The 20559-nt window shown below is 71.9% G+C and carries 18 protein-coding genes; 7 read left to right on the top strand and 11 right to left on the bottom strand.

The window, feature by feature from the left end; genetic code table 11:
* The first annotated feature begins 274 nt into the window (after positions 1-274).
* The 3 genes from O7629_RS31700 (at position 275) to O7629_RS31690 (ending at position 4678) form a co-directional block, all read left to right on the top strand.
* Positions 275-1531 carry an ATP-binding protein gene (locus O7629_RS31700; RefSeq protein ID WP_278173931.1) on the top strand — a complete coding sequence of 419 codons (1257 nt, stop codon included), beginning with the start codon at positions 275-277 and terminating at the stop codon, positions 1529-1531.
* A gap of 380 nt (positions 1532-1911) precedes the next feature.
* The gene (locus tag O7629_RS31695) at positions 1912-3258 is read left to right on the top strand and encodes an aspartate aminotransferase family protein (protein ID WP_278174780.1); all 1347 of its coding nucleotides are present in this window, start codon (positions 1912-1914) and stop codon (positions 3256-3258) included.
* Between the two features lie 31 nt (positions 3259-3289).
* Positions 3290-4678: an FAD-dependent oxidoreductase gene (locus tag O7629_RS31690; protein ID WP_278173929.1), complete on the top strand. Its 1389-nt coding sequence runs from the start codon at positions 3290-3292 to the stop codon at positions 4676-4678.
* Between the two features lie 63 nt (positions 4679-4741).
* On the opposite strand, the gene O7629_RS31685 is transcribed toward O7629_RS31690, so the two are convergent.
* On the bottom strand, positions 4742-5113 hold the full coding sequence (locus tag O7629_RS31685; RefSeq protein ID WP_278173927.1) for a DUF3499 domain-containing protein: 372 nt from the start codon (positions 5111-5113) through the stop codon (positions 4742-4744).
* Positions 5114-5332: 219 nt separating this feature from the next.
* On the opposite strand from O7629_RS31685, the gene O7629_RS31680 reads away from it, so the two are divergent.
* On the top strand, positions 5333-5698 hold the full coding sequence (locus tag O7629_RS31680) for a metallopeptidase family protein (protein WP_233606708.1): 366 nt from the start codon (positions 5333-5335) through the stop codon (positions 5696-5698).
* A 32-nt stretch (positions 5699-5730) separates the two neighbouring features.
* On the opposite strand, the gene O7629_RS31675 is transcribed toward O7629_RS31680, so the two are convergent.
* The 6 genes from O7629_RS31675 to O7629_RS31650 form a co-directional block, all read right to left on the bottom strand.
* Positions 5731-5988, bottom strand: coding sequence for a WhiB family transcriptional regulator (locus O7629_RS31675; RefSeq protein ID WP_123605977.1), 258 nt, complete (start codon positions 5986-5988; stop codon positions 5731-5733).
* A gap of 494 nt (positions 5989-6482) precedes the next feature.
* The gene (locus tag O7629_RS31670) at positions 6483-6848 is read right to left on the bottom strand and encodes a phospholipase (protein ID WP_278173925.1); all 366 of its coding nucleotides are present in this window, start codon (positions 6846-6848) and stop codon (positions 6483-6485) included.
* Positions 6849-6904: 56 nt separating this feature from the next.
* A complete protein-coding gene (locus O7629_RS31665; protein WP_278173924.1) occupies positions 6905-8293 on the bottom strand; it encodes a DUF4331 domain-containing protein in 1389 nt (462 codons plus the stop codon).
* 80 nt (positions 8294-8373) lie between these two features.
* Complete coding sequence (locus tag O7629_RS31660; protein ID WP_278173923.1) at positions 8374-8658, bottom strand: hypothetical protein; 285 nt, start codon at positions 8656-8658, stop codon at positions 8374-8376.
* Positions 8659-8850: 192 nt separating this feature from the next.
* Positions 8851-11376, bottom strand: a complete 2526-nt coding sequence (locus O7629_RS31655; protein WP_278174778.1) for a bifunctional FO biosynthesis protein CofGH — start codon at positions 11374-11376, stop codon at positions 8851-8853.
* A 128-nt stretch (positions 11377-11504) separates the two neighbouring features.
* Entirely contained in the window at positions 11505-12389 is an 885-nt protein-coding gene (locus O7629_RS31650) for a hypothetical protein (RefSeq protein ID WP_278173921.1), read from the bottom strand.
* A 79-nt stretch (positions 12390-12468) separates the two neighbouring features.
* Between O7629_RS31650 and O7629_RS31645 the strand changes: the two genes are divergently transcribed.
* Positions 12469-13500: a 2-phospho-L-lactate transferase CofD family protein gene (locus O7629_RS31645; protein ID WP_278173919.1), complete on the top strand. Its 1032-nt coding sequence runs from the start codon at positions 12469-12471 to the stop codon at positions 13498-13500.
* Positions 13497-14675 (top strand): coenzyme F420-0:L-glutamate ligase, encoded by a 1179-nt coding sequence (locus O7629_RS31640; RefSeq protein WP_278173918.1) that lies wholly within the window; start codon positions 13497-13499, stop codon positions 14673-14675. Before O7629_RS31645 ends, O7629_RS31640 begins: the two co-directional genes overlap by 4 nt.
* Positions 14676-14688: 13 nt before the next feature.
* Here O7629_RS31640 and O7629_RS31635 read toward each other — a convergent pair whose 3' ends face one another.
* Together O7629_RS31635 and O7629_RS31630 are read right to left on the bottom strand one after the other, a co-directional pair.
* Entirely contained in the window at positions 14689-15789 is a 1101-nt protein-coding gene (locus tag O7629_RS31635; protein ID WP_278173917.1) for a sugar phosphate nucleotidyltransferase, read from the bottom strand.
* A 78-nt stretch (positions 15790-15867) separates the two neighbouring features.
* The gene (locus tag O7629_RS31630) at positions 15868-17031 is read right to left on the bottom strand and encodes a glycosyltransferase family 1 protein (RefSeq protein ID WP_278173916.1); all 1164 of its coding nucleotides are present in this window, start codon (positions 17029-17031) and stop codon (positions 15868-15870) included.
* A gap of 197 nt (positions 17032-17228) precedes the next feature.
* Between O7629_RS31630 and O7629_RS31625 the strand changes: the two genes are divergently transcribed.
* Entirely contained in the window at positions 17229-17936 is a 708-nt protein-coding gene (locus tag O7629_RS31625) for a TIGR03089 family protein (protein ID WP_278173915.1), read from the top strand.
* A gap of 37 nt (positions 17937-17973) precedes the next feature.
* On the opposite strand, the gene O7629_RS31620 is transcribed toward O7629_RS31625, so the two are convergent.
* Together O7629_RS31620 and O7629_RS31615 are read right to left on the bottom strand one after the other, a co-directional pair.
* Positions 17974-18330, bottom strand: a complete 357-nt coding sequence (locus O7629_RS31620) for a hypothetical protein (RefSeq protein ID WP_278173914.1) — start codon at positions 18328-18330, stop codon at positions 17974-17976.
* Between the two features lie 51 nt (positions 18331-18381).
* Positions 18382-20391, bottom strand: coding sequence for an acetoacetate--CoA ligase (locus O7629_RS31615; RefSeq protein WP_278173913.1), 2010 nt, complete (start codon positions 20389-20391; stop codon positions 18382-18384).
* Positions 20392-20559 lie beyond the last annotated feature (168 nt).

Raw genomic sequence — 20559 nt, 5'->3', positions numbered from 1 at the left:
CCGACCTCGACTGGCTCAGCCTCGCTCGCGCTCGGCTCTGCCCACGCTGGCCGGCGGCAGCGTCGTCCTCGACGCCGGTCGCCCGACGACCACCGACCGATCGGCCCGATCCGGGCTCGGCCTCGCCGGCAAGCGAGGCCGGGCCGGATGCCGCAAACCGAACACGTGCGCGCCGCAGATCGAACACGGGTATGCCGCAGAACGAACATCAAATCTGCCGCAAATCGAAAGCGAAGTCGTCGCAGATCGAAAGTGCGGCGGCTAGTATGGGGTTGTGCCTACGTCACGCCTTATCCCGCGCCACGCCGCAGCCCAGGTGGACGCCGCGCTGGCGGACACCCGCGTCGTGCTGATCAGCGGTGCACGCCAGGCAGGCAAGAGCACCCTCGTGCGCATCGTCGCCGGGGACCGCCTCGCCGAACGCCGCGATCTTGACCGGGCGCAGGATCGCGCGGCGGCGACAGCCGACCCGGTCGGCTTCGTTGACTCCCCGGAACTGCTGATCATCGATGAGATCCAACGTGTCCCGGAACTGCTGCTGGCCATCAAGGCCGCCGTGGATGAGGATCCTCGACCGGGTCGATACCTTCTTACCGGCTCCGCGCGGTTGTTCGGCACGTTAGCCGCTCCCGACGCGCTGCCCGGCCGGATGGAGACGATCGAGCTCTGGCCGTTCTCCCAGGGTGAGCTGGAAGATGAGCCGGACGGCTTCGTCGACGCCATCTTCACGCTCGGCCCTGAGTTGCGCCACGAGTCCGCCGTGACCCGCGCCGACTACGCTGCCAGAATCGTGCGCGGCGGTCTGCCCGAAGCCACATCCCGCGACGACCCCCGCCGTCGTCAACGCTTTCTCGACGCATATGTCCAGGCGCTCATCGACCGCGACGTCCGGCAACTCGCCGACATCCAGAGCAAGGGTGAACTCCGCAGACTGGTACGGCTGCTCGCTGCCAGGTCAGCCACCATCGTCGCGGCCAACTCCCTCGAATCCGCGCTCGGACTGAGCCGACCGACGATCGCGCGTTACCTCCAGGCTCTGGAGGAGATCTTCCTCATCAGGCGAATCCCAGGATGGTCGCGCAACCTCGGCACCCGAGCCACCGCAGCCGCCAAACTGATCTTCGTCGACTCGGGCATCGCCGCCAACGAGATCGCGGTCGACGCCCGGGCACTGCTGCGCCCCGGTGCGTCGTTCGGCCCGCTGCTCGAATCCTTCGTCCTGTCCGAGCTGTCCCGCCAACTGAGCTGGTCTGCCCAGTCCGTCGAGCTGTCCCACTACCGGGACCACAGCAAGTTCGAAGTCGACGCGGTGCTCGAGGACAGGGCCGGTCGCGTCGTCGGCATTGAGGTCAAGGCCGCCTCGACCGTCGGACCGGACGATTTCCGTGGGCTACGCAGGCTCGCCGACCGGCTCAGCGACGACTTCGTCGCCGGCGTCGTCCTCTACACCGGCACCGCCACGCTGCCGTTCGGCCCCAAACTACGGGCCATGCCGGTCAGCGCCCTGTGGCAGGTCTCCCACAACCCGTAGAGATGGTGCCGCGCAGTTGGCGGAAGTCTCCAGCGCCCGCTGGGTGCCGGTCGCCGACCTCGCCGGCCTGCCCACCCCGGCCGAGCTGCCCGAACTGGTCACCACAGCCGCCCGGTGGGCCAAGGCACACCGGTAGACGGACGCAGCGGATTCCACGGAATCGCGCCGAAGGGCGGGCCCGAGCCAGGTCCGCCCTTCGGCGTATCCGCACCACACGGATACGGATTTCGTCGCTTCACGGTACTTAAGTTGCTCAAATCGTGGCCGAGTGCCGGTGTTGATCTCGTGAACCTTGCAAGAAGCGGCGGATCTGTGCGATAACCGTAGCCAGGACGGCGCCTGCGCAGGCGCCGGTGCGACCGACGCGATGGGGCCACGACATGGGCAACCCGACCGACCACCTCTGGCTGCACTTCACCCGGATGTCGAGCTACCGGGACGCCCCGGTGCCGACCATCGTGCGCGGCGACGGCGCGTACGTCTGGGACAGCGAGGGACGCCGACTGCTGGACGGGCTGGCCGGGCTGTTCGTGGTCAACGCCGGCCACGGGCGCACCGAGCTGGCCGAGGCCGCCGCGAAGCAGGCCAGCGAGCTGGCGTACTTCCCGATCTGGTCGTACGCCCACCCGACCGCGATCGAGCTGGCCGAACGGATCGCCGCGCTCGCCCCTGGCGACCTCAACCGGGTCTTCTTCACCACCGGCGGCTCCGAGGCGGTGGAGTCGGCGTGGAAACTGGCCCGCGCCTATTTCAAGCGGGTCGGCAAGCCCACCAAGCACAAGGTGGTCAGCCGGGACATCGCCTACCACGGCACCACGATGGGGGCGCTGGCGATCACCGGGCTGCCCGGCATCAAGGCCGACTTCGAGCCGCTGGTGCCGGGCGGGATCAAGGTGCCGAACACCAACTTCTACCGGGCGCCGGAGCACGGCGACGACCTGGTGGCGTTCGGCCGGTGGGCAGCCGACGAGATCGGCCGGGCGATCGAACGCGAAGGCCCGGAGACCGTCGCCGCCGTCTTCCTGGAGCCGGTGCAGAACGCCGGCGGCTGTTTCCCGCCGCCGCCGGGTTACTTCGAGCGGGTACGCGAGATCTGCGACGCGTACGACGTGCTGCTCGTCTCCGACGAGGTGATCTGCTCGTGGGGCCGGCTCGGCGAGTACTTCGGCGCCCAGCGGTACGGCTACCAGCCGGACATCGTCACCACTGCCAAGGCGCTCACCTCCGGCTACTCCCCGCTCGGCGCGATGATCGCGTCCGACCGGCTGATCGAGCCGTTCCTGCACGGCACCGAGTCGTTCGGCCACGGGATCACCTTCGGCGGGCATCCGGTCTCCTGCGCGGTGGCGCTGGCCAACCTGGAGATCTTCGCCCGGGAGGAGCTGACCGGGCGCGTACGGGCCAACGAAAGCGCTTTCCGGGGCACCCTGGAAAAGCTGTACGACCTGCCGATCGTCGGGGACATCCGGGGCGACGGGTACTTCTACGGCATCGAGCTGGTCAAGGACAAGGCGACCCGGGAGAGCTTTGACGACGCCGAGTCGGAGCGGCTGCTACGCGGGTTCCTCTCCGGCGCGCTGTTCGCCGCCGGGCTGTACTGCCGGGCCGACGACCGGGGCGATCCGGTGATCCAGCTCGCCCCGCCGCTGATCGCCGGCCAGGCCGAGTTCGACGAGATCGAACAGATCCTGCGGGCCGTGCTGTCCGAGGCCTGGCAGCGACTGTAGCGCCGGGCCGACAACAGGAGGGTCGTGGACCATGCGCGGTCACGGTGACTACCGGGACGTGTCGCACTGGATGACCACCGTGGACGACGAGCTGACGCCCCGGCCGGCGTTGGACGGCGACACGACCGCCGACGTGGCGATCGTCGGCGCCGGCTACACCGGGCTGTGGACGGCGTACTACCTGGCCCGCGCCGACCCCACGCTGCGGATCGTGGTGCTGGAGCGGGAGATCGCCGGGTACGGCGCCTCCGGGCGCAACGGTGGCTGGTGCTCGGCGCTGCTGCCCAGCTCGCCGACCGCGCTGGCCCGCCGGCACGGCCGGGACGCGGCGGTCGCCATGCAGCAGGCCATGTACGCCACGGTCGACGAGGTCGGCCGGGTCGCCGCCGCCGAGGGCATCGACTGCCACTGGAGCCACGGCGGCACGGTCACTCTGGCCCGTACTCCGGCGCAGCTGCGGCGGGCCGAGGCGGCGGTCGCCGAGGTCCACGCGTACGGCGGCACCGACGCCGACCTCGCCCTGCTCGACGCCGACGCGGCGACCGCACGGTGCGCCGCCGACGGCGTACTCGGCGGCACCTACACCCCGCACTGCGCGGCGATCCACCCGGCCCGGCTGGTCCGCGGCCTGGCCCGGGCCGTCGAGCGACGCGGTGTGACGATCCACGAGCACACCCCGGTCACCAGGTACGGCCCCGGGGCGGCCCGGACGCCGACCGGCACGGTCCGCGCCCCGGTGGTGGTACGGGCGACCGAGGGCTACACCCCGGCGCTGCCCGGTGCCCGCCGCACGATGGCCCCGGTCTACTCGCTGATGATCGCCACCGAGCCGCTGCCGGACGAGATCTGGGCCCGGATCGGGCTGGCGGGGCGCGAGACGTTCAGCGACTTCCGACGTCTGATCATCTACGGGCAGCGGACCGCCGACGGCCGGCTGGCGTTCGGCGGGCGCGGCGCGCCGTACCACTTCCGGTCCCGGGTCCGGGCCGAGTACGACCGCGACCCTCGGGTGTTCACCGCGCTGCGCCGGACGCTCGGCGAGCTGTTCCCGGTGCTCGGCGACGCGGTACCGGTGGCCCGGGCCTGGGGCGGCCCGCTCGGCGTCGCCCGCGACTGGGCGGCGTCGGTGGGGTTGGACCGGGCCACCGGGCTGGCCTGGGCCGGCGGATACGTCGGCGACGGGGTGGGCACCGCCAACCTGGCCGGCCGTACCCTCGCCGACCTGATCCTCGACGTGGACAGCGAGTTGACCGCGCTGCCCTGGGTCGGGCACCGCTCGCCGCGCTGGGAGCCGGAGCCGCTGCGCTGGCTCGGCGTCAACGCGGGTCTGCGGCTGGTGACCGCCGCCGACGCGGCCGAGGCGCGCGGCGACCGGCCGCCCCGGCTGACCGGGCTGCTGGGCCGGCTGACCGGACACTGACGCGGTCGGCCGTACCGCCGCCTGCGGTCGGCTTGGCGGCGTCGGGGGCGGATCGGCCGGGGGTCAGGCCGGCGGGATCACCCGGAGGTGGCCACGGCGGCCGGTCGACGGGTTGATGTCGATGTCGACGGCGTCCGGGTCGCCGGGGCGCGGTGGCGGGGCCGGTCGGGCCGCCTCCCGGACCGCCTCGGCGAGCGCCACCAGATCGTCGGTGGTCGGTGGGGGCGGGTCGAACTCACCCTCGTGCCGGACGACCTGCCAGCCACGGGGCGCGGTCAGGCTACGGGCGTGCTGCTCGCAGAGGTCGTAGGTGTGCGGTTCGGCGAACGCGGCGAGCGGGCCGACCACCGCGGTCGACTCGTTGTAGACATAGGTCAACGTGGCGACGGCCTGGCGGGGGCAGCCGTTACGGGAGCAGCGCCGTGGTGACCTCACGGCGGCACGTTATCTCTAATACCGGCTCCACTACCAGCTTGCCGACGCGACACGCCGGGACTCCTGATCCGCACGCCCGGAAAGGGCCGATCCGGACTACGCTGGGCAGGTGACCGGAGGATCCCAGTGACCATCCCCGTGCCCGGCAGCGCGCAGACGCCCCGCCGGGCGCGTCGGGATCGCCGGGACCGGCACGGGCGCGGGCTGCGCGGTCGGCTGGTGCCGGCGACGGTGCCGTTGGCCCGGACCAAGGCCGAGGTCTTCGACGAGCTGGTCCTGGACACGGTCGAGACGCTGGAGCGGCGCTTCGCGAAGGAGCTGGCCGGCGTCGAATTCGCCGTCGAGGACGTCCCACCTGATCTGAACGTGTACGACTCCGACGTGCTGGAGGACGGCGAGGTGCCGTTGGCCCGGCTGCTGCCCGGCCGGCCGGGGCGTCAGGAGATGCCGCCGCGGATCGTGCTCTACCGGCGTCCGCTGGAGTTCCGGGCGTTGAACCGGGAGGATCTCGCCGACCTGGTGCACGACGTGATCATCGAGCAGGTGGCGAATCTGCTCGGCGTCGACCCGGACGAGCTGGCCTGACTTGGTAACTCGCCCGGGCCGACAGCGGCAGGTCAGGCGACCCTGCGCTTGAGCTTGCGTCGTTCCCGCTCGGACAGTCCGCCCCAGATGCCGAACCGCTCGTCGTGACCGAGTGCGTACTCCAGGCACTCGGACTTCACCTCGCAACGAGAGCAGATCCGCTTGGCCTCGCGGGTGGATCCGCCCTTCTCCGGGAAGAACGCCTCCGGATCGGTCTGCGAGCACAGCGCCCGCTCCTGCCACTCCGGGGCGTTACCGAGCAGGTCCGCGACCTCCAGCCGACCATCCATACGCGTGCCTCCTTTCGCGCGCCGCCCCACCCGGCCGGCGCAACCCCCCACGCGGAAGGCGTGTCCATCTTGCCCGTTCGATCCGGTTTTGATGCAGCCCGTCCGAGCGACCCCGTTGAAATTACACGCGTGTAATGCGTGCGTCGTCAAGACGAACCTGGTAAATGGGCTTGCTGTCGCGCACCGGTCACCCGCCCTCCCCGTTGTCATCCGGCCCGCAACCTGCCCTATCGATTCAGACCCCCACCGGGTAACGCGGGACCGGCGAGTCGCACCACCCTGCCCGGCCTGACCGGCGAATCCCAGCGGCGACGACGCTGTCCGCAGACGACGTCGAGCCGGTGCCGCTCACGCGGCACCGGCTCGACGTCCGGTCGGACGACCGTCTACCTCACTTGCCCTACTTTCCTCCCCAGGGGTCCATCACGCCTACGGCCCAGAAGCCGATCGCGCCTAGTGCGTCGATCTCGTCACACTGTCGTGCGGGAGTCCCATCACCCTGCCTTGGGGATCAGCCGCCCAGCCGTGGCGTGCTGCGGCCAGACGAACTCGGTCACCGCCCCGCCGGTGATCGTCACCTGACCGGCGGGCACCTCCTCGGAGCGCCACACGGTGTAGGAACCCGCCGGCAGATCGGTGTAGACGGCGCTGAAGAAGACTCCGTCGCGTACCTGCCGCTCCCGGACCGCCGCATGGGTACGCGGGGCCGGATCCGGCCGGTCCGGACCGGCGGTCGGGCTGATCTCGATCTCCCGGCCGTGGAACTCCTGTCCGGTGTAGATGATCAGGGCACCCATGTCGCCGCCGATGTCGAGGACGACGCCGCCGGTCTCCGACGGGGCCAGACTGTGCTCGTGCATGCTCCCCACCTTCTCTGGATCTGCCGGGGTCGGCCCGGACGGGACGTGCGGGCCGGTCAGGACGGGTTGTTGAACCCGTCGTACGGCACGCCGAGATACGGGAAATGCTTCAGGAACGGGGCGGTCACGTCGGCCGCGCTCAGCCCGTGGGTCACCGCGCCGGCCGCGTCGTCCGGGGTGAAGTTCTTGTCGATCAGCGGGAACGTCAACCCGGCGATGGCCCGCAGCGAGATGGTGACCACGTCGTCGGTCGTCCGGCGGCCGTTCGGGAAACCGGCCAGGTCGCCGCCGAGCAGACCGAACCGACTCGGCCGCTTCGCCGGCGGGATCGCGGTGTTCAGCCGCAGCATGTCCGCCTGCAGATCGCCGGTGTTGTTCTGGAAACCGTCGATCAGCCCGGCCGGGATCCCGGTCAGCAGGATCGCCACCAGATCGGCACGGGGCTTGCCGGACTCGTTGAGCTCGGCCAGATTGAGGAAGACGTCCGGGTAGAGCACCGGCAGCAACTGCGCCAGTTCGGGCTTCTCCACCAGGCCGGCGAAGCGCTTGTCCTCCGACGGAGGCAGGGTGTTCCACAGATCCTTCTGCGCCATCGGCACGATGACCTCGTTGAACAACGGGTTGCCGAGCCGTGAGACCTGGGCCACCGGGCCGACGGTGACGTCGGCGGCCTTGGCCGCCCCCAGCACCCGCACCTGCTGACGCCCGGCGGAGGTCCACACCCCGATCACCGAACGCTGGTCGTTGACGTCGTACCGGCCGCCGCCGCTGACCAGGTGGGTGATCGGGATCTGCAACGCGATGCTGGACACGTTGAGCCGGTCGGTCGCGTTGACCGGCTCGTCCGCCACGTTGAAGATGTCCTTGCCGACCACGTGCAGCTGCTGGAAGGGCCGCAGGTTGCCGAGGTCGAAAATGGCGCCCAGGTCGACGAAGAACCCCTCGGCCCGCTGCCCGGCGAAGACCCGTTCACCGCTCTTGAGCTGGAACGTGGCGTCGTTGGCCAGCCCAACGTAGTCGGGGGTGGACAGCGGACCGATGTTGCACGGCGGGCAGGGCACGTTGCGGGCCAGCAGCTGCGCCTTGCCGTGCGCGTCCACCTTGGTGACACTGTAGAACTGGCGCCGGTTCCAGTTTTCGCTGTCCAGCGCGTCGATCGGTCCGGTGTTGTAGAGAAACGTGTTCTCGTTGGTGATCTCGGTGTGGAACCGGAACTGGTAGGTGATGTCCGGATGACCGTCACCGTTGTTGTCCACGTGGATCTCGTAGAGCACGTCATCGCCGAACTCGAAGAAGTTCGGCCCGCCCGACGGCACCTGGAAAGGCAGATAGTTGGCGATGAGAGTCACCGTGTCCGGGCGGTCCGGACTCACGAACGCGTAAAGGTCGGTGCTGTCGGCGACCGGGTCCTTGGATATCTCCGGCGCTTCACGGTGCGAAGACATGGCGAACCTACCTCACATAGCCTGAATGAATCGGTGATCGACGCGGTACGCGTCAGGTGGAACGTGCCCGTACGGCGTACTCAGCCCTGGCGGGCGGCGCGCTGCAACCGGGCGGCGAGGCCTTTGTCGCGTACCTCGATCCGCGATGTGCCGACGAAGACGTCCAGCGTGCCGTTGGACGGATCCCGTAGATGGACGACGATCGCCTCGTCATTCGAGGCTGCTCCGGCCAGCCGGCTGTCCACGGCCGACGAAAGGCCGCTGACGCTGACCGCGGCCGCGCCGACACCCGCACTCGCCGCCACGGTCAGCACCTGGCGGCGGGAAATTTTGAACTTCGGTCGGTTTCGCTGGCGAGTTCTCATGGACAACCCTTCCGGTGGGTCAGGGGGTAACCCACTGTCGCGATGGGACCAGTGCCGGCGCGGCCCATCTGTCACCCGCAGTCGCCGGCACCTATCCATACGGCCGACGACGCCGGTGGGTTCGATCATCCGCGAATCGACTTTTGTCGGGTACGCCACCGCAGCGCGCCGGCCCCGGACCCGACCCGGCCGTCAGCGCTGGTACGCGGTGGACCGCCGGACCGCCGGACGGCCGGCGGCGGCCGCGATCGACTGCAACTGCGCCTCGGTACGCGCCGAGCCGTTGGCCGAACCGGCCATCCGGGAAATCGTCTCCTCCATCAGCGTCCCGCCGAGATCGTTGCACCCGCCGCGCAGCATCGCGACGGTGCCCTCGTCGCCGAGCTTCACCCAGGAACACTGGATGTTGTCGATCCGGCCGTGCAGCAGCAGCCGGGCCATGGCGTGCACGGCACGGTTCTCCCGCCAGGTCGGCCCGGGCCGGGCCAGCCCGGCGAGGTAGATCGGCGCATTGGTGTGCACAAATGGCAGTGCGACGAACTCGGTGAAGCCGCCGGTGCGGTCCTGCACCCCGGCCAGCACCCGGAAATGCGCCAACCACTGGCCGGGATGGTCCACGTGCCCGTACATCATCGTCGAGCTGGACCGCAGCCCCAGCTCGTGCGCGGTGGTCACCACCTCGACCCAGGTGGCGGCCGGCAGTTTGCCCTTGGTCAGCACCCACCGCACGTCGTCGTCGAGGATCTCCGCCGCGGTCCCCGGGATGGTGTCCAGTCCCGCCTCGCGCAGCATCAGCAGCCAGTCCCGGACCGGCATGCCCGCCTTCGCGGCGGCGGTGACGATCTCCATCGGGGAGAAGGCGTGCACGTGCAGTTGCGGCACCCGTCGTTTGACCGCCCGGACCAACTCGGCGTACGCGGTCACCGGAAGCTTGGGATCGATGCCGCCCTGCATGCAGACCTCGGTGGCACCGGCCCGCCACGCCTCCTCGGCCCGGTCCGCCACCTGCTCGGCGGAGAGCCGGAACGCGTCGGCGTCCCGTTCCCGCTGGGCGAACGCGCAGAATCGGCAGCCGACGTAGCAGACGTTGGAGAAGTTGATGTTGCGGTTGACCACGTAGGTCACGTCGTCGCCGACGGTGTCCCGGCGTACCTCGTCGGCGATCCGGCAGAGCTGGTCCAGGGCCGCGCCATCGGCGGTGAACAGGGCGAGCGCCGCGTCGGTGTGCCGTGGTTGCAGCAGCGCCGCCGGATCGTCGGCGGCCAGCCGCAGCCCGGCCCGCAGATTCGCGTCGCCAGCGCCGTCGCCGTTAGTGCCGGCACCGGTCGGCGCGCTGATCCGGCCGGCGACCTCGGCCCAGTCGCCGTACACCCGGTCGAAGTCGCCCCGCCGGTCCCCGGTCCGCCCGGTGGTGTCGATCGTGGTGTGCAGATCGGTCCGACCGACCGGGGCGAACACCTCCTCCGGCTCCTGCCAGGGGCGGCCGACCGGCACCGCCGACTCGTCGGCCAGACCGGTGCCCGGCTCGGCGAGCGCCGACACGTGCGCGGCCAGCCGGGGGTCCAGCCACGCCTCGCCGCGCCGCACATACTCGGGGTAGACGGTCAGCCGTTCCCGCAGAGTGAACCCGGCGGCGGCGGTACGCCGGGTCAGCTCGTCGATCTGCGGCCAGGGCCGCTCCGGATTGACGTGGTCCGGGGTCACCGGTGACACCCCGCCCCAGTCGTCGATGCCGGCCCGCAGCAGCAGCGCGTACTCCCCCTCGACCAGGTTCGGCGGGGCCTGGATGCGGGCACCCGGCCCGAGCAGGAGGCGGCCGACGGCAACCGTCGCGGCCAGGTCACGCAGTTCGGCGTCCGGCATGCCACGCATCGCCGTGTCCGGCTTGGCGCGGAAGTTCTGCAGGATCACCTCCTGAATGTGGCCGTACTCCCGGGCCGCCGAGCGGATCGCGAACAGCGACTCGACCCGTTCCCGGGGAGTTTCGCCGATGCCGATCAGCAGGCCGGTGGTGTACGGCACGCCGACCCGGCCGGCGTCGGCGATCGCCCGCAACCGCACCGCCGGTTCCTTGTCCGGCGAGCCGTGGTGCGGGCCGCCCGGCTCGGACCACAGCCGGGTCGCGGTGGTCTCCAGCATCATCCCCATGCTGGGCGCCACCGGCTTGAGCCGTTGCAGCTCGGCCCAGCTCAGCACCCCCGGGTTGAGGTGCGGCAGCAGACCGGTCTCCTCCAGTACGGCGATCGCGCAGGCCCGCAGATAGTCGACGGTGGAGTCGTAGCCCCGCTCGTCCAGCCACCGGCGGGCCGCCGGCCAGCGGTCTTCGGGGCGGTCACCGAGGGTGAACAACGCCTCCTTGCAGCCCTGAGCGGCACCGGCCCGGGCGATCGCCAGGACCTCGTCGCGGTCCAGGTACGCGGCGGGCAGCCGGCCCGGCACGGTGGCGAAGGTGCAGTAGTGGCAGCGGTCCCGGCAGAGCCGGGTCAACGGGACGAAGACCTTCCGCGAGTACGTGATCACGCCCGGCCGGCCGGCGTCGCGCAGCCCTGCGTCGCGCAGCGAACCGGCGAGGTCGAGCAGTTCGTCGAACTCGCCACCGGTGGCGGCCAGCAGCGCGACCGCCTCGTCCAGGTCGAGACTGCGGCCGGTCGCGGCACGACGCAGCGCCCGCCGGACACTGGCGGTGGTGGGCTGTTCCGCCGGGGCGGCCCCGGTCACCCGGGCGACGACGGATTCGGTGTGCTCGGCCACCAGTGCAGACTAGGCCCTCGGGCCTGCGCCGGCCGGTGGCGCTCGCCACAGCGGTCACCGGCGACCGGAGCTGGGCCGCCGGCGACCGGAGCCGATCAGGAGATCCGCTGGGTCGGCCCGTCCGGTCCCGGCTCCTGCGGCCGGGGCTTGTCTCCAGCCGGCGCGGACTGTTCCGCCGTGCCGGACGAGGGTGCCGGCGGAGCGGGCGGCCCGGACGACGGTGCCGGCGGAGCGGGCGGCCCGGACGACGGTGCCGGCGGTGGCGCGTACATCGGATGCGGGCCGCTGGGCTGCGGCGGTGGGTACGCCGGCCCCGGTTGGCCGGGCTGGCCGTACTGCCCCGGCTGATGGAAGCCGTACTGCCCCGGCTGGTGGTACGGACCCGGCTGGCCGTAACCGGGCGGCGGTGGGCCGTACGGACCGGGCTGGCCGGGTGGGCCGTAACCCGGCGGTGGGCCGTAGCCGCCCGGTGCCGGCGGCTTCGGTCGTGCCACCTGGTAGCGCCCCTGCCAGATCCGCCACAGCGCGTACCCGGCGACGCCGAGCACCGCCAGCCACGCCGCCCGGGTCAGCATCGCCTGAAAGCCGCCGCGGATGGTGTCGTCGACCAGCACGACGAAGCCGACCAGCAGCCCGAACAGACCACCGAACACCGCGGCGACCGCGTACTCGACGAGGGCGACCAGGGTCATCAACCGGGCCCGGCCCAGCTCCGGGGTGAGGTGCGTGGCGAGCAGCACCGCCAGCAACGGGAAGCCGATCGTGGCCAGGTTGACGAAGTTGCCGAAGCTGTCCGCCGAACGGCGGGCGAACCCCGGCCCGAAGCCGAGCCGGTACGGGACAAGCAGGTCCAGCAACGCGGTGAACAGGAACACCGCGGTGGCACCGAGCAGGACGGCGGCGGCGAGCTCCCGCAGCGGCATGGTGAGGTCTCTGGCTGGTGGCCGGTCGCCGGGCCCAGCCTCTGGTTGGGTGGTCACGCATTCTCCCGGTGCTCGCAGGTGGCGGCGGTCGATGCCGGTGAGCGTAGTGCTCCGCCGATGGACGAGGATGGACGGCATGCGGATCGTGGTACTGACCGGCGGGATCGGCGGCGCGAAGTTCCTGGTCGGCGCGCGGGAGTACGCCCGACGCACGGGAGCCGAGCTGACCGCCGTGGTCAACGTCGGTGACGACGTCATCCTGCACGGATTGCGGATCAGCCCGGACCTGGACAGCGTGATGTACACACTCGGCGGTGGCGCGGATCCGGAGCGCGGCTGGGGCCGGGTCGGCGAGACCTGGGCGGTGAAGAACGAGCTGGCCGCTTACCAGGCGGAACCCACCTGGTTCGGGCTCGGTGACCGGGACGTCGCCACCCATCTGGTCCGCACCACCATGCTCAACGCCGGCTACCCGCTGTCGGCGGTCACCGAGGCGCTATGCGCCCGCTGGCAGCCGGGGCTGCGGCTGCTGCCGGCCACCGACGACCGACTGGAGACCCACGTCGTCGTCTCCGACCCGGAGCCAAACCCGGCGCAAGGGCCGGGGCAGGGGCCGGCGCAAGGGCCGGGGCCCGATGCCGGCGGCGAGCGGGCCATCCATTTCCAGGAATGGTGGGTACGCCATCGGGGCGCGCTGCCCACCCACCGGTTCGTCTTCGTCGGCGCGGCACAGGCCAAGCCGGCTGCCGGAGTACTGGACGCACTGGCCGCCGCCGACGTCGTGCTGATCGCGCCGAGTAACCCGGTGGTGAGCATCGCGCCGGTGCTCGCCGTACCCGGGATCCGCGAGGCGCTCGCCGGCAACCCGGCTCCCGTGGTCGGGGTGTCGCCGATCATCGGCGACGCACCGGTACGCGGCATGGCCGACCGGTGCCTCGCGGTGCTGGGTGAACCGTGCACGGCGGCGGGGGTGGCGGCGCTCTACGGCGCCCGTCGCGCCGGCGGGCTGCTGGACGGCTGGCTGGTCGACCCGGTGGACGAGGCCACCCGGGTGGACGGGATCGAGGTGCGGGCCGTACCGCTGTGGATGTCCGACGAGGCGGCGACGGCCGCGATGGTCGGCGCCGCGATCGAACTGGCCGGCCGGCCGACCGAGGTGACCGGATGAGGCTGGAGATCCTGCCGGTCACCGGGATCGGCGAGGTGGTCCCCGGTGACGACCTGGCGGCGCTGATCGGGGACGCCGCGCCGTGGCTGCGCGACGGCGACGTCCTCGTGGTGACCAGCAAGATTGTTTCCAAGGCCGAGGGCCGGCTGGTGGACCTGCCGGCCGACGAGCCGGACCGCAGCCGGGTCCGCGACGAGGTGCTGGCCGCCGAGACCGTCGAGGTGGTGGCGCGGCGTGGGGCGACCCGGATCGTCCGGACCCGGCACGGGTTCGTGATGGCGGCCGCCGGGATCGACAACTCGAACGTGGCTCCCACCCGGCTGGTGCTGTTACCGGTCGATCCGGACCGGTCGGCCCGACAACTGCGGGCCGGATTGCACGCCCGGCTGGGGCTCGATCTGGCGGTTGTCGTGTCGGACACCATGGGACGGCCGTGGCGCAACGGCCTGACCGACGTCGCGCTCGGGGCCGCCGGCATCGACCCGGTGCGCGACTACCGCGGCCAGACCGACCGGTACGGCAACGAGCTGCGGCTGACCCAGATGGCGGTGGTCGACGAGATGGCCGCTGCCGGGGACCTGGTGAAGGGCAAGTCGGAGCAGGTGCCGGTGGCGGTGGTCCGCGGCTATCCGTGGCGGCCGGAACCGCCGGCGGGGCCGGCCAATCCCGACGGGCCGGGCGTGCGCCCACTGATCCGCGAACCAGGTCAGGACCTGTTCACGCTGGGTACGGCGGAGGCCTGGCGGGCCGGGCTGCTCGCGGCGGCGGGCCTGCCGCCGGGCGGACCGGTAGCGGCCCCGGCCGGACCGGCGGGCGCCCTGGCCGCCGGAGTCGACGATCGCCGTCCGGTCGACGGCGAGACCGTGGCCCGGGCGGTCCGGCTGGTGTCCGAGGTGGTGGCACCCGGCACCCGCTTCGAACTGGCCGACGCCGACGACCAGCGGACCGCGGCCGACGGTCTGCCGGTCGACGGTCTGCCGGCTAACGCGGCGTACCCGGTGTTGCTGCGCTGCCGGCCGCCCGGCGATACGCCGCCGGACCTGGTGCGTTTCGGCGCCGACCTGCACCGGCTACGGGCGGCGCTGGCGGCCGACGGTGTCGCCAGCGCCGAGCTGGGTACCGTCGCCGGCCCCGACGGCACCGTCGTCGCACTCGGGCTCGTCGCGGCGCCGTGACGGACCGGGTGGCTCAGACGTAGCCGTCCTCGCCGCGTTCCTTGAGTGCGTCCACCAGCCGCTTGACCTCCTGCGCCCGATCGCGCGGGCAGACCATCACCGCGTCCGGGGTGTCCACCACGATCAGGTCCCGTACGCCGAGCGCCGCGACCAGCCGGCCGGAGTGCGGCACCACCACCAGGCCGCTGCTGTCCCGCAGCAGCACCCCCGGCTTCTCCTCGGCCGCCGGGGCACCGAGGACGACGTTGCCGTCCGGATCGGCGGGCAGCACGTCGCCGAGGGTGTGGAAGTCCCCGACGTCGTTCCAGCCGAAGTCGCCGGGGACGGTGCCGACCCGCCCGGCGGCGGCCGCGCCCTCCATCACCGCGTAGTCGACGGAGATGCGGGGCAGTGTCGGCCAGACCTCGCCGAGCACCTCGTCCCGGTCGGGGCTGTCCCACCTGGCCGCGATCCGGCTCAGGCCGGAGTGCAGCTCGGGCTGTTGGCGGGCCAGCTCGGTGAGGAACACGTCGACCCGCCAGACGAACATGCTGGCGTTCCAGAGGTGCCGGCCGGAGCGCAGGTATTTCTCGGCAACCGCCAGCCCTGGCTTCTCGGTGAACTGCTCGACCCGGCGGACCGGCCCGGAACCGATGGTGTCGCCACAGGCCAGGTAGCCGTAGCCGGTCTCCGGCCGGGTGGGGGTGATACCTACGGTCATCAGCAGGCCGGTGCGGGCTCCGTCCACCGCCTGACGGATCGTCTCCACGTACCGGTCGGTGTCGCCGATCAAATGGTCGGCCGCGAACGAACCCATCACGGCCTGCGGTTCACGCCGGGCGACGACAGCGGCGGCGAGGGCGATCGCCGCGCAGGAGTCCCGGGGCGACGGCTCGACGAGCACGTTCTCCTCCGGCACCGTCGCCAACTGCCGGGCGACCGCCGCGGCGTGCGCCGCACCGGTCACCACCAGAATCCGTTCCGGATCGGTCAGCGGCGCCAGCCGTGCGACGGTCGCCTGCAGCAGTGAGGCGGTGGTGCCGGTGAGGGGGTGCAGGAATTTAGGGTTACCGGCGCGGGACAGCGGCCACAGTCGGGTGCCGCTGCCACCCGCCGGAATAACGGCGAAGAGCATCAGCACATCATGCCCGGCACGGGCACGCCACCCGACGAGATGGTGGATACCTACCCGCACCGGTAGGTAGTGGTCGGGTCACCAGGCGACCCGGTTCATGCTGGCGGCCCGGCTCCACGACGCCACGTGCACCTCGGCGCTGGATGCCCAGGTGAACTCCTTGGCCCGGTCCACCCCGGCCTTGGCCAACGCGTGCCGGCGGGACTCGTCGTCGAGCAACGCCACCAGGTCGGCGGCGATCCGGTCCGGGTCCTCGCTGGTGTAGGCGACCGCGTCACCGCCGACCTCGGGCAGCGACAGCCGGGGCGTGGTCAGCACCGGGGTACCGCAGGCCATCGCCTCCAGGATCGGCAGGCCGAAGCCCTCCCCGTAGGACGGGTAGGCGGCGACGAGGGCACCGCCGAGGAAGCCGGGCAGGTCGGCGTAGCGCAGGTAGCCGGGACGCAGTAGCCGCAGGTGGGCCGGGACGTCGGAGACCGCACGGTCGATGTCGTCGTCGTGGCCCTGCCCGCCGGCGACCACGAGCGCGGGCGGCTCGGGCCGGTCCTGCACCGCGCGCACCCAGCCCCGGATCAGGTTGGGCACGTTCTTACGCGGCTCCTTGGCACCGAGGAACGCGATGTAGTCGGTGCCGGTCAGCCCGAGCCGGGCCCGTACCCGGGCCTTCTCTTCGTCGCTGGGCACGTGGAAGGCGCCGCAGTCGACGCCGTGGTACGCCACGTCGATCCGGGCCTGGTCGGCGTTGAGCAGCCGGATCAGCTCGTCGCGGCTGGCCTTGCTGGGCACGATCACCCGGCTGGCCCGGCGCAGCGAGGTCTTGATCGCGCTACGGAAGAAGGTTCGCCGCGACTTGTCGTAGTGCTCCGGTTCGGTGAAGAACGTCGCATCGTGCACAGTTACCGTTACCGGACATCCTGCCCGCATCGGACAGGTGTAGTACGGCGAGTGCAGCACGTCAGCACCGGCCTGCTGGGCGAGCAGCGGCAACCCGGTCTGCTCCCAGGCCAGCCGGGCCGGGCGATGCGCTACGGCGGCCGGCGCGGCGATCACGTCGGCGGCCGGCAACATTCGGGTGTACCGCTCGACATCTGTACGCAGCGCTACGACGGAGAGCTCGACGCCGCTGCCGATGAGCGCGCCGAGGGCCCCCAGCAGGCCGTCAACGTATCGACCGACGCCACCGCGGTCGGTGGGCACGCTCGTGGCGTCGATGAGTACGCGGGGCGGTCGACCGGCGGTCACTGGGCAACTCCTCTAAGGGGGTGGTGGAGGGTTGTGAAGAACGACACGTGTGCCAAGACTACGCCGCCCGACGCCGTCCGCCGTGTCGACGACGCGACCGAAAACGCGTCGCGGCGAACCGCGCCACCGACGATCAGCGGGGCGAGACCGCCCGGTGACAGCGTGTACGTACAGTGACGGCGCTACGCTCGGCCTCGATGACCAACAACCTGGCCGGGCTGCTCGCGGTCGCCGTCGCGGCGGACCCGACGCGGCCCCTGCTCACCTGGTACGACGACGCGACCGGCGACCGGACCGAGCTGTCCGGTGCGACGCTGGCCAACTGGGTGGCCAAGACCGCCAACCTGGTGGTGGACGGGGCCGGCGTCGCCGCCGGTGACCACGCCGACGTCGTGTTGCCGGCCCACTGGCAGACCGCCGGCGTCCTGCTCGGTTGCTGGTCGGCCGCGCTGGTGGTGCGGACCGCTCCGGCCGCCGGGCCCGGTGCCCCGGCTGCGGAAGTGCTCTTCGCCAGCCCACCGGCGGTGCCCGAGGTCGATCGGCGGCCCGCCGGCGAGCGCTACCTGCTCAGCCTCGCCCCGATGGCGGCACCCGCCCGGGAACTGCCGCCCGGCTGGACCGACTACATCACCGAGGTACGCGGCCACGGCGACCATTTCACCCCGTACCCGGCGGTCGACCGACAGGACGCGGAGCTGGCCGGCCGGGCCCGCCGGCGCGGCGCGGAGCTGGGCATCGGGGCCGGGGCCCGGGTCCTGGTCGACTGCGACCGGTACCCGGACCCGACCGACTGGCTGCTGGCGCCGCTGGCCGCCGAGGCGACCATGGTGCTCTGCCGCAACCTCGACCGGCAGCGGCTCGACGGGCGGGTGGACAGCGAGAAGGTCGATCTGGTCCTGGCCTGAGTGGTCGTCGTCGGCGCCGCCGGACGATCCGGGCCGGTCAGAGTTCGCGGGGCACCACTTCCCGCAGTTCGCCGTCCGGCGCGCACACGTAGAACCCGGCCCGATCGGCCAGCCACGGCTTGCCCGCCGCCTCACCGTCGCTGAGCAGCTTCTCCTGCACGCCGAGGATGATGTACCGGGACCCGTCCGGGTTGCCGTCCCGCCAGCCCGGGCCGTACAGCCGGTCGACCAGCATCTCGCGACGCTGTCGCGGCACCGCGCCGTCCACCACCCAGTCGGTTGGCAGCCGGTACCAGAACGTCCGGGTGATCCCGGCCAACGGGTTGAAGGCGTGTGCCCCCTCGACCCGGACGCCGAGCGTGTCGGTGATCTTCAAGCGGAAGTAGACACCCACGCCTGTGAGACGCGCTGCGCTGACGCTGCGTTGCCATCCCGGCGGAATCGGTCAACCCACCGACGCTTCCCGGTCCTGGGCGAACCGGATGAACGGCGCCAACGCCGCCGGATCGGTCAACGCCCCGGCCGCCGCCGCCTGCCCGGCCGGCACGCCGGTGAGGATCTTCTTCACCGGCACCTCCAGCTTCTTGCCGGACAGCGTCCGGGGCACGGCCGCGACCTGGTGGATCCCGTCCGGCACGTGCCGCGGTGACAGCGCCGAGCGCAGCTCACGCACGATCCGGGTACGCAGCGCGTCGTCCAGCCCGACCCCGGCCCGCAACGCCACGAACAGCAGCAGCTCCCCCGCCCCGCCCTGCGGATCCTCCAGGTGGATCACCAGCGAGTCGGCGACCTCCGGCAACGCCTCCACCACCGAGTAGAACTCGGCGGTGCCCAACCGCACCCCGCCCCGGTTCAGGGTGGCGTCCGAACGGCCGGTGATCGCGCAGCTCCCGTCCTCGGCGACGGTGATCCAGTCACCGTGGCACCAGACCCCCGGGTACCGGTCGAAGTAGGCCTGCCGGTAACGGCTGCCGTCCGGGTCGTTCCAGAACCCGACCGGCATGCTCGGCATCGGCTCGGTGATCACCAGCTCGCCCAGCTCACCGACCACCGTCCGACCGTCGGCGGCCCGGGCTTCGACCCGCGCGCCCAGACACCGGCAGGCGATCTCCCCGGCCCGCACCGGCAACAGTGGTACGCCACCCACGAACCCGGTGCACACGTCGGTGCCGCCGGACAGGGACGTCAGCTGCAGGTTCTCGCCGACCGACCGGTACACCCAGGTGAAACCCTCGGCCGGCAGCGGCGCACCGGTCGAGCCGACCCCGCGCAGCCGGGACAGGTCGGCGATCTGGCGGGGCACCAGCCCCTCCTTACGGCAGGCCAGCAGGAACGGCGCCGAGGTGCCGAAGTAGGTGGCGCCGGTCTCGGCGGCCAGTCGCCACAGGGTGCCCAGGTCCGGGCTGGCCGGGCCGCCCGGGGCCGCACTCACCGCCGGGTTGCCGTCGAACAGCACGATCGCCGCACCCACCGCCGGCCCGGAGGCGAGATAGTTCCACATCATCCAGCCGGTGGTGGTGAACCAGAAGAACCGGTCCCCCGGCCCCAGATCGTGATGCAACGCCAGCATCTTCAGATGCTCCAGCAGGATGCCGCCGTGCCGGTGCACGATCGGCTTGGGCAGCCCGGTGGTGCCCGACGAGTAGAGCACGTACAGCGGCTGGTCGAACGGCACCGCGTCGAACGCCAACGGCTCGTCGGTCGGCGCGGCGAGCGCCTCCCAGGTCGAGGTGGCCCACGACGGGGCGTCCGACGACTCAGCCGACAGGTACGGGATCAGCACCCGGTGCCGCGCCGACGGTAACGCGTCCGCGATCGCCGCCATCTCGGCCCGGCGGTCGACCGCCTTGTCGCCGTACCGGTAGCCGTCGACCGCGACCAGCACCGTCGGCTCGATCTGCTGCCAGCGGTCGGTGACGCTGCGGGTGCCGAACTCCGGCGCGCAGGACGAGAAGATCCCGCCCAGGCTGGCGGTGGCCAGCATCAGCACGTACGTCTCGGGGATGTTCGGCGCATACGCCACGACCCGGTCGCCCGGCCCCACCCCGAGCCGGCGCAGCCCGGCCCGCACCCGGCGGACCTCGTCGCGCAGTTGCCCGACGGTGCGGGTGACCGGCGCTCGGGTCTGGCTGTGCGCGATCACCACCGGGGCGTCCTCGGCCAGCCCGGGGGCGCGCAAAACGTGCTCGGCGTAGTTGAGCCGGGCACCGGGGAACCACCGCGCGCCGGGCATCCGCCGGTCGGCGAGCACCTGCTCCGCCGGCTGCTGGCCGACCACCTCGAAGTAGTCCCAGATCGACCCCCAGAACCCGGCCAGGTCGTCGACCGACCACTGCCACAGCTGCCGGTAGTCGGCGAACCGCAGCCCCCGGGTGCGCTCCAGCCACGCCAGGTATCCGCCGATCCGGGTCCGCTGCCGCACGTCCGCCGGTGGGCGCCACAGCACCTCGCTCACGACTGACACTCCTCCCCGGGTCACGGCCGCGTCGCCGGACCGCGTGTGGCCGTCCACTTCCATCCTCGCGTACGTCGCGCGCCGCCGGCGGCGGTGCCGCTGATCGATTGTCCTGCCAACCGGGGCGCAACGGAGCGTGCCGGGAACACAAGCTGTCGTCGGCAGGTA

The sequence above is a fragment of the Solwaraspora sp. WMMD792 genome, from assembly GCF_029626105.1.
Lineage (GTDB): Bacteria > Actinomycetota > Actinomycetes > Mycobacteriales > Micromonosporaceae > Micromonospora_E.
The sequence above is the reverse complement of the archived record's forward strand: the minus strand, read 5'-3'. Positions and strand labels throughout refer to the sequence as shown.

What these genes read in the sequence shown, in the direction of transcription:
- O7629_RS31695 (WP_278174780.1), top strand. Translation starts at nt 1,912, where the DNA reads ATGGGCAACCCGACCGACCACCTCTGGCTGCACTTCACCCGGATGTCG.
- O7629_RS31690 (WP_278173929.1), top strand. Translation starts at nt 3,290, where the DNA reads ATGCGCGGTCACGGTGACTACCGGGACGTGTCGCACTGGATGACCACC.
- O7629_RS31675 (WP_123605977.1), bottom strand. Translation starts at nt 5,988, where the DNA reads ATGGATGGTCGGCTGGAGGTCGCGGACCTGCTCGGTAACGCCCCGGAG.
- O7629_RS31670 (WP_278173925.1), bottom strand. Translation starts at nt 6,848, where the DNA reads ATGCACGAGCACAGTCTGGCCCCGTCGGAGACCGGCGGCGTCGTCCTC.
- O7629_RS31665 (WP_278173924.1), bottom strand. Translation starts at nt 8,293, where the DNA reads ATGTCTTCGCACCGTGAAGCGCCGGAGATATCCAAGGACCCGGTCGCC.
- O7629_RS31660 (WP_278173923.1), bottom strand. Translation starts at nt 8,658, where the DNA reads ATGAGAACTCGCCAGCGAAACCGACCGAAGTTCAAAATTTCCCGCCGC.
- O7629_RS31645 (WP_278173919.1), top strand. Translation starts at nt 12,469, where the DNA reads ATGCGGATCGTGGTACTGACCGGCGGGATCGGCGGCGCGAAGTTCCTG.
- O7629_RS31640 (WP_278173918.1), top strand. Translation starts at nt 13,497, where the DNA reads ATGAGGCTGGAGATCCTGCCGGTCACCGGGATCGGCGAGGTGGTCCCC.
- O7629_RS31635 (WP_278173917.1), bottom strand. Translation starts at nt 15,789, where the DNA reads ATGCTCTTCGCCGTTATTCCGGCGGGTGGCAGCGGCACCCGACTGTGG.
- O7629_RS31625 (WP_278173915.1), top strand. Translation starts at nt 17,229, where the DNA reads ATGACCAACAACCTGGCCGGGCTGCTCGCGGTCGCCGTCGCGGCGGAC.